Source organism: Paenibacillus sp. SORGH_AS_0306 (assembly GCF_030819345.1).
GTDB lineage: Bacteria > Bacillota > Bacilli > Paenibacillales > Paenibacillaceae > Saccharibacillus > Saccharibacillus kyungheensis.
The window spans coordinates 591,676-605,458 of sequence record NZ_JAUTBP010000001.1; the positions used below are offsets into that span (position 1 = coordinate 591,676).

Annotated in this window: 10 protein-coding genes; 9 read left to right on the forward strand and 1 reads right to left on the reverse strand. The window is 38.8% G+C overall.

Annotation, left to right across the window (positions count from 1 at the left end; all coding sequences use genetic code 11):
* Nucleotides 1–171 precede the first annotated feature (171 nt).
* From QE450_RS02420 to groL, 9 genes are all read left to right on the forward strand, one after another.
* Nucleotides 172–798, forward strand: coding sequence for a 5-formyltetrahydrofolate cyclo-ligase (locus QE450_RS02420; protein WP_307296579.1), 627 nt, complete (start codon nucleotides 172–174; stop codon nucleotides 796–798).
* Between the two features lie 52 nt (nucleotides 799–850).
* The gene (gene moaC, locus QE450_RS02425) at nucleotides 851–1,372 is read left to right on the forward strand and encodes a cyclic pyranopterin monophosphate synthase MoaC (RefSeq protein WP_307296582.1); all 522 of its coding nucleotides are present in this window, start codon (nucleotides 851–853) and stop codon (nucleotides 1,370–1,372) included.
* A 121-nt stretch (nucleotides 1,373–1,493) separates the two neighbouring features.
* On the forward strand, nucleotides 1,494–1,991 hold the full coding sequence (locus tag QE450_RS02430) for a MogA/MoaB family molybdenum cofactor biosynthesis protein (protein WP_204825245.1): 498 nt from the start codon (nucleotides 1,494–1,496) through the stop codon (nucleotides 1,989–1,991).
* Between the two features lie 173 nt (nucleotides 1,992–2,164).
* Entirely contained in the window at nucleotides 2,165–2,398 is a 234-nt protein-coding gene (tatA, locus tag QE450_RS02435) for a twin-arginine translocase TatA/TatE family subunit (protein WP_307296586.1), read from the forward strand.
* Nucleotides 2,399–2,463: 65 nt separating this feature from the next.
* Nucleotides 2,464–3,231, forward strand: a complete 768-nt coding sequence (tatC, locus tag QE450_RS02440) for a twin-arginine translocase subunit TatC (RefSeq protein WP_307296589.1) — start codon at nucleotides 2,464–2,466, stop codon at nucleotides 3,229–3,231.
* Between the two features lie 341 nt (nucleotides 3,232–3,572).
* On the forward strand, nucleotides 3,573–4,742 hold the full coding sequence (locus QE450_RS02445; RefSeq protein WP_307296591.1) for a small-conductance mechanosensitive channel: 1,170 nt from the start codon (nucleotides 3,573–3,575) through the stop codon (nucleotides 4,740–4,742).
* On the forward strand, nucleotides 4,742–10,105 hold the full coding sequence (locus QE450_RS02450) for a diguanylate cyclase (RefSeq protein ID WP_307296592.1): 5,364 nt from the start codon (nucleotides 4,742–4,744) through the stop codon (nucleotides 10,103–10,105). The genes QE450_RS02445 and QE450_RS02450 overlap by 1 nt, the downstream gene beginning before the upstream one ends.
* A gap of 290 nt (nucleotides 10,106–10,395) precedes the next feature.
* Entirely contained in the window at nucleotides 10,396–10,677 is a 282-nt protein-coding gene (gene groES, locus QE450_RS02455; RefSeq protein ID WP_069326136.1) for a co-chaperone GroES, read from the forward strand.
* An 85-nt stretch (nucleotides 10,678–10,762) separates the two neighbouring features.
* On the forward strand, nucleotides 10,763–12,403 hold the full coding sequence (gene groL / locus QE450_RS02460; RefSeq protein WP_204825240.1) for a chaperonin GroEL: 1,641 nt from the start codon (nucleotides 10,763–10,765) through the stop codon (nucleotides 12,401–12,403).
* A gap of 144 nt (nucleotides 12,404–12,547) precedes the next feature.
* Here groL and nagA read toward each other — a convergent pair whose 3' ends face one another.
* Complete coding sequence (nagA, locus tag QE450_RS02465; RefSeq protein ID WP_373461905.1) at nucleotides 12,548–13,687, reverse strand: N-acetylglucosamine-6-phosphate deacetylase; 1,140 nt, start codon at nucleotides 13,685–13,687, stop codon at nucleotides 12,548–12,550.
* Nucleotides 13,688–13,783 lie beyond the last annotated feature (96 nt).

Sequence of the window (13,783 nt, forward strand, 5' to 3'; positions counted from 1 at the left end):
TTACATGAAAGGATGTTAATTTGCACCGTATGATCATTTTTAATAGAAGGTGAAGTTGGTTTTTGGAAAGAAGAATGATACACTGTCACTATCGGGATTTTTGCGAAATTTGCAATGGTCATTCAGGCTTATTATTCCTATGACAGCCTGGTCTGTATTAGGAGGTAAACGATGGAAATGATCTCAAATAAACAACGTTTACGACAAGAATTAAAGCGTAAGCGTATGGTTTTAACTCCTGAACAACGAATACAAGAATCAGCAGACATTTGTGCTGCTGCTGCATCATATATGAATCAACTGCGTCAACAGAAAAAGAAATCTGCGTTAACTATATTTACTTACCTAGCATATCGAGATGAACCGGATACGATGCCATTATTACATCAATGCTGGCAAGCAGGAGATACTGTACTTGCTCCACGAATTGATGCAAAGCAAGATGCACTATTTCATGTATACCCAATTACAGGTGTTCATGATATCGAACCGGGTGCTTATGGTATTCCTGAACCGAGACATCATTTGTCTGCATTACCAGAATCGCAATGGGATCAGATTGATCTTATGCTTGTACCGGGACTTGGTTATGATCGACAAGGTGGACGGATCGGTTACGGTGGCGGATATTATGATCGCTTTATGTCCAGATTACAGCAACAACATTCATCTGATTTGCCTGTATGCGGAGCGTTTGTTTTTGGCACGCAAATCACGGAAAAGATTCCTATGGAATCGCATGATTTCCGTATCGACGTGCTGTTTATGGCGTCTGAATATGTGCTAATCGATAAATAGAAATAGTAGATAGTATCAATACCAGTAAAGATCGTAGGCGGGATGAATATACATGACTGATAACCACAATCAAGAGTACGAAGGATTACCAACACCGACAGGGAAATTGACTCATTTTAATGAGCAAGGTCGCGCCCGAATGGTTGATATTTCAGATAAAGAAAGTACATCACGTACAGCTATAGCGGTAACAACATTGAAGATGCTCCCGACGACCTTGTCTGCGATCAAAGCAGGGCAAATTGGCAAAGGAGATGTACTCGCTGTAGCACAGGTAGCTGGTATTCAAGCGGCTAAACGTACATCCGATTGGATTCCAATGTGTCATCCGTTGCCATTGACCGGTGTAAATATTATGTTTGACGATAACGATCATGATGAACTTCAGATCAAAGTACAAGTTAAAACAGAAGGCAAAACCGGCGTTGAAATGGAAGCTTTGACAGCAGCGTCAGCGGTTGCTTTAACTGTATATGATATGTGTAAAGCATTACAAAAAGATATGGTGATCGGGCCAACGATGTTGTGGTCGAAAAGCGGCGGAAAAAGTGGAGATTTTAAAAGAGAAGAATAGAAGTCATCCATATGTAGCATTTAGCCGAATATTATAGAGTAAGAATAGTGATCCACCTGAACACATGAAAATAGTTGTAATCAATAGATGAATATGCCAGATAGACGGGGAGGGTGAGAGCATGGTTTGGAGAACAGCTATTCTTACAGCCAGTGACAAAGGTGCACGAGGAGAAAGAGAAGACACCAGTGCACAAGTCATTCGCGAATTAATTGAAGAAGAGTTAGGTGGAGAAATTGTTGAATACCGGGTCGTGCCTGATGAGCCTGATGAGATCATTGCTGCATTGATTGAGATGACAGAGTACTTCAATGCTGATTTGGTATTAACCACAGGAGGAACAGAACTAGCTCAGCGTGATGTAACCCCTGAAGCCACACGTCGTGTCATTCAACGCGAAGTACCCGGCATGGCAGAAGCGATGCGAGCTACAGTAATGAAAAAGAATCGTTCGGCAATGCTATTTCGCGGGATCTGTGGTATTCGTGAACGTAGTCTGATTGTGAACTTGCCAGGCACTCCCAAAGGTGTACACGAGCATCTAGCAGCGATTATGGATCAATTACCTGAAGCGTTGTTAATGATTACCGGACAGTACAGCAATACCGATGAGCGTTAAGACTGATGAAGTGTATACAGCAGAGTGATTGATGTTCCACAATTTTTTTGCTTAAAGAATTGTGCTTTTTTGTCGTTAACTTATAATAGGGCTAAAGATGAAGTGTACATTTCGATATGCTATGATGAAACAGACAAAGCACGCTTTGTCTCATGAATAAGGAGGAATACCGAATGCTAACTGGTATAGGACCTACTGGATTTATATTGTTGATTGTATTGGCGCTTATTTTATTTGGTCCGAACAAATTACCTGAATTAGGACGTGCAGTAGGACGAACTTTCCGTGAATTTAAGGAAGGTACACGCGATATGATGAAAGATGAAGATACAACATCTAAGACTCGTACCGACTCGATCCAGTCCGCAGAAGTGATTCCACCTGTTCAACCAGAAGATAAACGTTAAAGAATGTAGACGATTCCGAATCCCTTCCCTACGGAAGGGATTTTCTTTTGAGATAGGAGGAACATATGGATAATCCTGAAAAGCAGATGTCTTTGATCGAACATATAGGAGAGTTACGGCGTAGATTGATTGTTATTATTGCTGTATTGTTTCTAGGGATGATTTTGGGACTATTTGTAGCTCAACCGATTTATCAGTATTTAGTAGCCGCAGAGACCGCACGAAATCTGGTATTTCATGTATTCTCATTTTGGGATGGTATCGGGTTGTATATGAAAATTGCAATGGTAGTTGCTTTGTTGCTAACTCTACCAGTGACGGTATACCAGATATGGGCATTTGTAAGTCCAGGACTTTTAGATAAAGAACGCCGAGCAGCATTACGTTATGTTCCTTTTGTATTTATGATGTTTTTGTTAGGCGTTCTATTTGCCTATTATGTTGTATTTCCAATGGCGCTGACGTTTACATCCAATGTGACTCGGAATATGGGACTTGCTGAAACGTATGGAGTGGTACAATATTTTACGTTTATGTCCAATATCGTGTTTCCTGTAGCAGCTTTGTTTGAATTGCCTATCTTAATTATGTTTTTGACAACTTTACGTATTTTGAATCCAGCACTTTTGCGAAAATTACGAAAAATCGCTTATCTTGTACTCGTATTTATAGCTATTGTGATTACCCCACCGGATTTTGTATCGGATATTTTAGTTGCTATTCCATTGTTATTTTTATATGAATTAAGTGTTATTTTGTCCGGGATCGTTTATCGTAAACAACAACGATTAGATGCTATAAGGCTCGATGAAGAACTGCCAAAGTACGACTAACTTCAACTCAACAAGTGATATTAAGATATCAATCAAAAGAAAAGAGCATTTTTGCAATAGCGTTGATCTGACAAATCAGACAAAGCTAGTCAAAATGCTCTTTTTTAATGTGCATTTTTCTAAAAAAATCACTATCTTTTTTGAAGAGCAACTATTATAAATAGAAGAGAGAAAATAGAAATTATTCTGAAATATAGAAAGGAAAACAAAATAATCGTCAAATATGACAAATACTGCAAAAAAGCATATATAAAGCAAAAAAGAGCGCCTTTTGTTCAGTATTTGTACAGAGTGGTTGTACTAAAATGGTAAGGGAAGGAACGAAAAAGGGGATAAATATCATGAAAAAAATATCGTTTTTATTGACTACATTTGCGTTGATTTTTATTTTGCCATTACTGGGGAGTCTGGCAAAATGGGACGGATTACCTCCGGGATACGGAGTATTTCCTGTACAGAATAATGTACAAGATCCTGGATTTAACTTAATCTATTTTATAGGAGCATGTGTGATCGCTGCTTTTATACTTGCCTTTTTGTTATTTCCACGTTTGTTTGGATTTAAAAAAGAGAAAACGGTACGTGTTGTCCGATCAAAAGTAGCTTTTCCGATCTGGTTCTGGGCTGCTTTTCCAATATTATTGATCTGCTGGTTTATTATATGGTCTCGCGCAGGATTTGTAAGTTTACTTGAACCGTATACTTTTGTACCATTATGGTGGGCATTTATTTTGATTTTGGATGGTATCGTATACAAAAGAAATAACGGGGTTTCTCTTTTATCCAGCAAGCTATACATAATGCAGTTGCTGGCAATTGTTTCTTGTTTTAGTTGGTTTGCGTTTGAATATTTGAACTTTTTTGTTATGGAAAATTGGTATTATCCAAATAAAGATGTATTTTCGAACTTTGGTAATATTTTTTGGTTTGCGTTGTCGTATACTACTGTATTACCAGCGATTATCGAATGGTATTTATTGCTTCAGACGTTTCCAGCTTTGAAAAAGAGGTACAGCAATGGACCTAAAATTCATTTGAACAAACCATTACTTATAGCGTTCTATATCGTAGGATTGATCCTTGCTTTTGCAATGGGATATTTCCCGTTCGAGTTGTTCTTTGTATTATGGGTGGCATTGGTGCCTATGTTATCAGCAGCTATGGGATTAATCGGCTTTTGGACACCATTTACATCGATTAAGAATGGTAATTGGTCGCCGCTTCTGTTAATAGCGATTGCTACCGTAGCGAATGGTTTCTTCTGGGAAATGTGGAACTTTGGTAGTGAATGGTTTAATCAGGGGATTCCAGTCAATCCGAATTATTGGAAATATTCTGTTCCTTATTTAGATAAAATTCATATCTTTTCAGAAATGCCTATTTTGGGCTATTTCGGTTATTTATTCTTTGGCGTCAATTGTTGGGTTATTTGGCTAACAGGTGCATATGTATTTAAATTTGATCCTAATTTTGAAATTGTAGGAACAGGGGATAAAGCGAGGGAACACTAATGATATGGAAAGATCAAAAATATACAGTGATTGAAGAGATCGCCGATCATGGAAGTAAGGCGATCTATCGTTGCATTGATAATCTTTCCGGACAAACAGTTATTGCCAAGGTTCTAGGAGCCAAAGCATCCACATATGAAGCAGTGATGCGTATTAAAAAAGAATACAAAATGCTATCCGAACTGAAAGGTGCAGTAGACGGTGTAATCCAACCGATTCAACTTGAAGAACGCGGTGGTTTTTTTGTACTTACTTTGGAAGATATCGATGGGCAATCGCTACGTAATATAATCCGGGATGAGCCGTTAGAAATATCAACGATTTTGCGCTTAGCGATCAAAATTGTTGATATTGTTGGACGTATCCATGAACAGCAGATTATTCACAAAGACCTCAAACCTGCTAACTTAATCTGGAACCGTGAAAGCGATCAGATTCAAATTATCGACTTTGATTTATCTGTCAAACTCACCAATGAAAAGCAAGAATTTCAAAATGCAGGCGTGATGGAAGGAACATTATCATACATTTCACCTGAACAAACAGGACGGATTAATCGTAATATCGATTACCGTTCTGACTTTTATTCTCTAGGTGTTGTATTGTACGAGATGGTTACCGGACAAAAGCCACATCCTGCTGAGTCAGTTGTAGAACAGATCTATGCGATTATAGCCAAAAAGCCAATCTCACCGTATGAACTTTCAAATGGTGAAATTGCTCGTCCATTATCGGATATCATTATGAAACTGTTAGAAAAATCACCGGAGGATCGTTATCGCAGTGCATACGGGATCAAAGCGGATCTTAGAAAATGCTATGATCCTCAAGCTGATTTTCAGATCGGACATGAAGACCGTTTAAGTCTATTTCATATTCCACAACGATTGCATGGACGTGATGAAGAGTTAAGTAAAATGAAACGCATTTTGACCGAAGGGATTCAAGAGCGAGTTCAATTGGCATTAGTATCTGGAGAAGCAGGAATAGGTAAAACTTCTTTTGTAAATGAGCTACACAGCTTTATTTCACAAGAACGTGGTTATTTTATTCAAGGAAAATTCGAACAGTATAATAAAAATATTCCGTATAGTGCTATTATTCAAGCTTTTCGTACATTGCTGGTGCAGTATCTCAAAGGACTGCCGGAAGAAAAGCAACAACTACAGCATTCTCTTCGTAATTGTCTGGGTAACAATGCAGGTGTTATCACTAAATGGTTGCCTGAATTAGAGCAAATACTCGGTATACAGCCGATGCTAGAACCACTCAATCCTACAGAAGAAAACAATCGATTTTTCTTATCATTTATACGTTTTCTTGAAGGATTAACCGCAGGACAACGACCACTGGTCTTATTTCTAGACGACCTACAATGGGCGGATGTATCCAGTATTCAATTGGTAGGACGATTGATGGAAAGTAGCAGTCTCAAAAAGCTATTTATTATCGGTTCGTATCGTGCCAATGAAGTCAATCCCGGTCATCCGTTAGCGACAGCTTTGCAGGAGATAGAAGCACAGGCAATGGTGCATCATATTGAATTGACTTCGTTATCCGCACTGCATGTACAACATCTGATCGAAGATACATTAGGTACAACAATAGCGACCATTATTGAGCCTTTACGCGATAATATCTATCACCAGACCAAAGGAAATCCCTTTTTTATCCATGAAATTTTAAAAGATTTGTACAAAAATAAAGCGATCTTTTTTGATGATCAATTAGGCACATGGAATCTGAATCAGGCGCAAGTTACACAGATGACGATGAATGAAGATCTGATTGATTATCTGATTAGTAAAATGCAAACATTGCCTGTACACATGCAACATATTCTTGGATTAGCTGCTGCTATTGGTCGTAGTTTTGATTGGCAAATTCTTCATCTGGTCAGCGATGCCACCCCTACAGTGATCATAGAGTCTTTAACCCAGGCAGTTCAAGACGATATTATTACACCTCTGCATTCCAATTATCAAATGCTAAGCAGTGTAGAAGAAGTAAGTATCGAATTGAAGCAGTTAGATGTTCCATTTGCATTCGGGCATGATAAGCTTCAGCAAGCATTGTATCAAATGCTAGATCCACAGAGTCGTCAAAGTCTACATCTGCAGATCGGATGGTTATTGTTAGATCACTGGTCAGTCGATAAAGTGCGTGAAAATAGTATGGATATCGCAGGGCATTTGAACAAAGGAATATCGTTAGTTCAATCGACTCAAGAGCGTGAGCGAATTATTCAGATCAATCTCCGAGCTGCCAAGCGTGCAAAAGAAGCATTTGGTTATGAGATTGCATGCCAGTTTCTTGAAATGGCGTTAAGTCTTTTGGATACGGACAGTTGGACAACAGATTATCAGACTACATTTGACCTGTATTATCTGTATAGCGAATGTTCTTATCTTGTTCATCAACTGGAGTCGGCAGATCAAGCCAGTCTTATACTAATTAATCATGTAAAGACACCGCTCGAACTCGCTACCATCTATGAAATGCAGTCTAACCATTATATGTATCTTGGAATGATGAAAGAAGCGATAGATGCTGGTAAATTAGGTCTGGCGAGTCTTGGTATGTCTGTACCGACCAAGCTGAATATGGCGATTGTAGGCAAAGAGATTATACGCGTCAAACTCAAGCTTCGTGGCAAAACAACTCATCAATTATTGCATGGCCCTGAAGTGCAAGATGAGAAAATCAAATTAGTGATGCGCTTGTTAGTAAGTTTTATTCCACCTGCTTTTATTTCAGGAGAACAGACACTATTTGCATGGGCTGTTTTGAAAAAAACGTATCTATCGATCCAATATGGAAATGGGCCTGAATCAGCAGGTGCTTATATCGGATATGCGATGCTATTGTCAGGTATGGGCGATCTCAAAGGTGCAAAAGATTATGGCAAACTGGCGATCGATATTAATGAGAAGTTCAATGATCTACAGTGGCGTAGCCTTGTTAAAGTGCTGTATACCTTATTTTGCTACAGTTGGAGTCATGAGTGGGAATTGTTAGAAGAACAGTATAGCCAAGCGATTGATTCCAGTATACTGTCTGGTGATATGTTGTATCTGGCGCATGCTTGTTATTACATCAATCTCTGGAATCCAGCACTTGAAATTGAAAAGTATCTGCAAGAAAGCGATCAGATGATATCTATGATCGAAAATACCAAATACAAAGAAGCGCTAGCAACCGCCCATTTATCACGTCAGAAGTTTCGCGTACTTGCCGGAGAATTGAAGCAGACCGATTCATTTGACGATGATTCTTTTAGCGAACAAGCGTATTTGGAGCAGTTGACGGCTGCCAATTATTACTCGGGAATTGCTATTTATTATATTAACAAAATCCAGATTGCTTTTATTTTTGAAAATTATCGACAAGCGCTAGAATATATCGATAAAGCATACAAAGTCGTTGGGACACTGGCAGGTTCAACATTTTTGGAAGAGTTCTCGTTTTATACGTTTATGAATATTGCAGCTTGTTATGATGAGCTAAGCGTAGGAGAGAAGCAGACTGCCCGTCTACGTATGCGTAAAGAGTACCGAAGAATGAAAAAATGGGCAATTCATTTTCCTCATAACTTTTTAACCCAGCAACATATGATGAAAGCTGAATGGTTACGGATCAATCGCAAATACAAAGAAGCAGAAAAATATTATCATCTTGCATTATCTTCTAGTGGACATGGTAATTTTACGCGTTACAAAGCGATAGCAAGCGAACAAATTGCCCGTTTCTACAAATCCAGAACGTTAAATGAATTGGCGGCTTACTTTTTCAAGCAAGCTTCTTATTATTATTCGGTCTGGGGTGCCAAAGCCAAAGTAGAACATCTGGAAAAGCAGTATCAAGACTTGATGTATCATGTGCAGTGGATTCCATCGCATACAGAGACTACACTCACTTCTTCCACCGATAATATCGATATTCATTTGTTGTTCAAAGCATCACAGATGATCTCCAAAGAAATTGATCTTGATCAATTGCTACAAAAAATCATGGAAGTTGTGATTATGAATGCAGGTGCAGAACGTGGTTGTATGATTATGCAATCCAACTTCTCACTGTGGGTAGAAGGGGGATACAATCATGCAGGCAATAAAATGGATATTGTCTTGCACCATGATCAAGACCGAGAACAACATCATCATTTCCCATGGGAAATCATTGATTATGTCGCCCATAGTGGACAAACGTTGCTTCATAGCGATGCTCGCTCTGGAATCGGACTAGCGGCGTATTCGTATATTACAGAACATCAACCTAAATCTGTATTATGTATGCCGTTGTACAATCAGAACAAATTGATTGCTATTATTTATCTGGAAAATAATTTGATGACAGGTGCATTCACCAATGAGCGCCTAAAAATGATTAATTTGTTATCCAGAGATATGGTCTATTCTATAGAAAATGCTAGTCTTTATGCCAATATGGAGAACCTGGTGGCAGAACGCACAGAAGAATTGGCAATCAAAAATGAAGAACTAAGTAAATACTTTAACATTGTAGATAAAAATGTAATTATCGTTCAAACGAATCTGCTGGGCGAAATTACGATGGTCAGCGAAGAATTCTGCCTTATGACCGGGTATGCACGCGAAGAATTAATCGGTACCAAGCACCATTTCTTATATTCTAAAGATCGCCGCGAAGGTTCTTATGATATCTTTGTGATGGATGAAGAAAATACATGGAATGGTGAATTAATTCAACCGAAAAAAGATAAAAGTCTGTTATGGTTAGCCATGATTATTGAGCCTATTTTGAATCATAATCAGATTACCGGGTATACGTTTATCGGTCATAATATTACAGACAAAAAGAAAATTGAACGTATCTCGATTATAGATGATCTAACAGGTTTGTATAATCGTCGCCACTTTAACGATCGTATTGTGCACAAAATCTTAAAAGCAGCTAAAGAGCAAAAAGGGCTTGCTTTTATGTTATTAGATATCGATCATTACAAAAAGTACAACGATACGTATGGTCATTATGAAGGTGACCATGTATTACGGATGATCGGTTCTACACTAACAGCTCAGATGCGCAAAAGAACAGATATGGCTTTTCGTCTGGGCGGGGAAGAATTTGCTATTTTGCATATTAGTACAGGCATTGAAGAAGCTCATGAATTTGCTGAATCATTGCGTGCTTGTATCGAAGAATTGCGTATTCCTCATAATCAAAATGATGCCAGCCCGTATATTACTGTTTCGGTAGGTCTGGCGGTTGTGACCGCGGTAGACGATGAACTGACTGAAGAAAAGATTTATCGACTGGCAGATGAAGCGTTATATCGTTCCAAAACCAAAGGTAGAAACTGCGTTACAATCAACGTTTTATAAAGCAAAAGAAATCAATGTGAAGATATCCAAATCACGTTGATTTCTTTTTTTATAACCAGAATGATGTTTTATTCCCTGGGATTGGGTAATTGTAAGAGTGATTGTATGGTGCGTTATTTCTTATTTTGAACCGAACTTTTATAAATTTACACAAAGAGACTTGAAATTATCGCTCAAGTTGAGTATCATAAAGTTGGTTGTTAGCACTGAAAGGTGTCGAGTGCTAATTACATAAATAACAACCATCACATGAAACAAATCAATATATTATTTTAAGGAGGCTATTTTTCATGATCAAACCTTTAGGTGAACGTGTATTGGTAGAAGCGATCGAACAGGAACAAACAACTTCATTTGGTATTGTCCTTCCAGACTCTGCTAAAGAAAAGCCGCAAGAAGGCAAAATTATTGCTGTAGGTAGCGGTCAATTAAAAGATGGAGTGCGTATTCCTTTGGAAGTAAAAGAAGGCGATCGTGTCCTTTTCTCCAAATATGCTGGAACAGAGATTAAATTCGAAGGTAAAGAATATTTGATTATGAAAGAAAGCGATATTCACGCTATTCTATCTTAATACCAACGAATATACATTTACACAGTCGGCATACGCCGGTCTGTCATTATAATGATTTTAAAATATCAAGGAGGTAACTATTCTTATGGCTAAAGAAATTAAATTCAGTGAAGATGCTCGTCGCGCAATGCTTCGTGGTGTAGATGCTCTTGCAAATGCGGTAAAAGTTACATTGGGACCTAAAGGACGTAACGTTGTTCTTGAGAAAAAATTCGGTAGCCCATTGATCACAAATGATGGTGTAACGATTGCAAAAGAAATCGAACTAGAAGATGCTTTCGAAAACATGGGAGCTCAATTAGTAAAAGAAGTTGCTACTAAAACAAACGATGTTGCTGGTGATGGTACAACAACAGCTACTGTTTTGGCTCAAGCAATGATTCGTGAAGGTCTTAAAAACGTAACTGCTGGTGCTAACCCTATGGTTATCCGTAAAGGGATTGAAAAAGCTGTTCGTGCTGCTGTTCAAGAATTGCAAAGCATTTCTAGACATGTGGAAGACAAACAGTCTATCGCTCAAGTAGCATCTATTTCTGCGGCTGACGAAGAAGTAGGTCAATTGATCGCTGAAGCTATGGAAAAAGTAGGTAAAGACGGTGTTATCACTGTTGAAGAATCTCGCGGATTCGCTACTGAACTTGAAGTAGTAGAAGGTATGCAATTCGACCGTGGATATCTTTCTCCATATATGATTACAGATACAGATAAAATGGAAGCTGTTCTAGAAAATCCATATATCTTGATCACAGACAAAAAAATCACTAACACACAAGAAATCTTGCCATTGCTTGAAAAAGTAGTACAACAAAGCAAACCATTGGTATTGGTTGCTGAAGATATCGAAGGCGAAGCATTAGCTATGCTTGTTGTAAATAAATTGCGTGGTACATTCAATGCTGTAGCTGTTAAAGCTCCAGGATTTGGTGACCGTCGTAAAGCTATGTTGCAAGATATCGCTGCTCTTACAGGTGGTCAAGTGATCACTGAAGAATTGGGTCTAGACCTAAAAACAGCAACAATCGAGCAATTGGGTACAGCACGCCAAGTACGTGTAACCAAAGAAAACACAATCATCGTAGACGGTTTTGGAGACAAAGCGGATATCGATGCTCGTGTGAACCAAATTCGTTCCCAACTGGAAGAAACAACTTCCGAGTTCGACAAAGAGAAATTGCAAGAGCGTCTAGCTAAATTAGCTGGTGGCGTTGCAGTTATCAAAGTCGGTGCAGCAACAGAAACAGAATTGAAAGAGCGCAAACTACGCATCGAAGATGCTTTGAACGCAACTCGTGCCGCGGTTGAAGAAGGTATCGTATCTGGTGGTGGTACAGCGCTTGTGAACGTATATGCAGCAGTATCTGCTGTACAAGTTACAGGTGATGAGCAAACAGGCGTAAACATCGTACTACGTGCTCTTGAAGAGCCTATCCGTACAATCGCTGCGAATGCTGGACAAGAAGGTTCTGTAATCGTTGAGCGTCTGAAAAAAGAAGTAGTGGGTATTGGTTACAATGCAGCTACAGGCGAATGGGTAAACATGTTCGAAGCGGGTATCGTTGACCCTGCGAAAGTAACTCGTTCTGCACTACAAAATGCAGCTTCTGTAGCAGCTATGTTCTTAACAACAGAAGCAGTTATCGCTGACAAACCAGAACCTGCTGGCGCTGGTGGCGCTCCTGATATGAGCGGTATGGGTGGCATGGGGGGAATGGGCGGAATGATGTAAAACAGAAAAGAATCCTTGATATAAAAGGATTTTGAACTGTTTTATCATTATACTGACCATATTTCGACCATAATAAATTTATAAAAAAGAAGCTTCTCATTAGTTGCATAAACTTTTGAGAAGCTTCTTTTTTATGTAATACTATTATAATATTTGACCATCGATCATAGTCCATTGTACTTGAAAGTCATCATCCAGTAGCACAAGGTCTGCATCCATACCTACTGCAATTGCTCCTTTTTGCTGTAGACCCAGAATACGTGCTGGCGTAGTCGATGCCATCTGTACAGCATCTGTCAAAGAAATTCCTGTTTCAACCGTATACCGAAGTGCTTCATTCATCGTAACTGTACTTGAAGCTAGTGTTCCATCATGTAATCTAGCCACACCATTGGTTACCGTTACATGGTGACCTCCAAACAGATAATCCCCGTCTCCCATACCCATCGCTTGTAAAGCATCTGTGATCAAAACGATACCTTCAGCACCTTTTGAACGATGCATTAATCGAATAATAGCAGGATGCAAATGAATATGATCTACAATCGCTTGAAGACTGACATGTTCTTCTTCAAAAGCAGCTACAACAATTCCTGGATCACGATGATGGATCGGTCGCATCCCGTTGAAACAGTGTGTGACATGACTTGCACCAGCTGCAAATGCTTTTTTGGCTTCTTCGTAAGTCGCATCCGAATGAGCAATAGATATAATAACACCTTGTTCTTTGAGAAATGAGATTAGTTCCATCCCTCCCGGTAACTCTGGAGCAATCGTCACCATTTTAATCAGAGAGTCGGCTTCTTTAAAGATCATCTTCATTTCTTCTAGATCAGGATGACGCAAATACTTTTCATTTTGCATACCTTTACGTATTGGATTTAAATAAGGCCCTTCTAAGTGAATGCCTGCGATCTTAGCGCCTACTTCATGACCGACGACACGTTTCACACTGTCGATCATCGCTAAAAGATCTTCAATCGTAGAACTGACAGAAGTAGCGAGAAACGAGGTACATCCTGTAGAAGCACATGTACGAGACACTTCTTGTATACTTTCTTCACGACCATCCATCATATCAAAACCATTGGCTCCATGAATATGAACATCGATCATGCCAGGGATTAACCGATGTCCTTTACAATCGATTTGTTGATATTCTCCATTTGTAGAAATAGGGGCTGTATCCATCTTTACAATTTTTCCATTTTGGATTCCTATATGAACAAGGGTTAAAGTTTCATTTGGAAGTACTAGTTCTACATTTTGCAAAATAGTATACATAGATATGCTCATCCTTATGATATGACTTAGTCATTATAATCTATTCCATGTTCATCCTCTTGATAAGTAATAACCGTAATATTGTTCTGACTAAGT

Bases quoted from the DNA above. Each gene is read 5' to 3' on its own strand.
- QE450_RS02420 (WP_307296579.1), top strand. From the start codon at position 172: ATGGAAATGATCTCAAATAAACAACGTTTACGACAAGAATTAAAGCGT.
- moaC (WP_307296582.1), top strand. From the start codon at position 851: ATGACTGATAACCACAATCAAGAGTACGAAGGATTACCAACACCGACA.
- QE450_RS02430 (WP_204825245.1), top strand. From the start codon at position 1,494: ATGGTTTGGAGAACAGCTATTCTTACAGCCAGTGACAAAGGTGCACGA.
- tatA (WP_307296586.1), top strand. From the start codon at position 2,165: ATGCTAACTGGTATAGGACCTACTGGATTTATATTGTTGATTGTATTG.
- tatC (WP_307296589.1), top strand. From the start codon at position 2,464: ATGGATAATCCTGAAAAGCAGATGTCTTTGATCGAACATATAGGAGAG.
- QE450_RS02445 (WP_307296591.1), top strand. From the start codon at position 3,573: ATGAAAAAAATATCGTTTTTATTGACTACATTTGCGTTGATTTTTATT.
- QE450_RS02450 (WP_307296592.1), top strand. From the start codon at position 4,742: ATGATATGGAAAGATCAAAAATATACAGTGATTGAAGAGATCGCCGAT.
- groES (WP_069326136.1), top strand. From the start codon at position 10,396: ATGATCAAACCTTTAGGTGAACGTGTATTGGTAGAAGCGATCGAACAG.
- groL (WP_204825240.1), top strand. From the start codon at position 10,763: ATGGCTAAAGAAATTAAATTCAGTGAAGATGCTCGTCGCGCAATGCTT.
- nagA (WP_373461905.1), bottom strand. From the start codon at position 13,687: ATGTATACTATTTTGCAAAATGTAGAACTAGTACTTCCAAATGAAACT.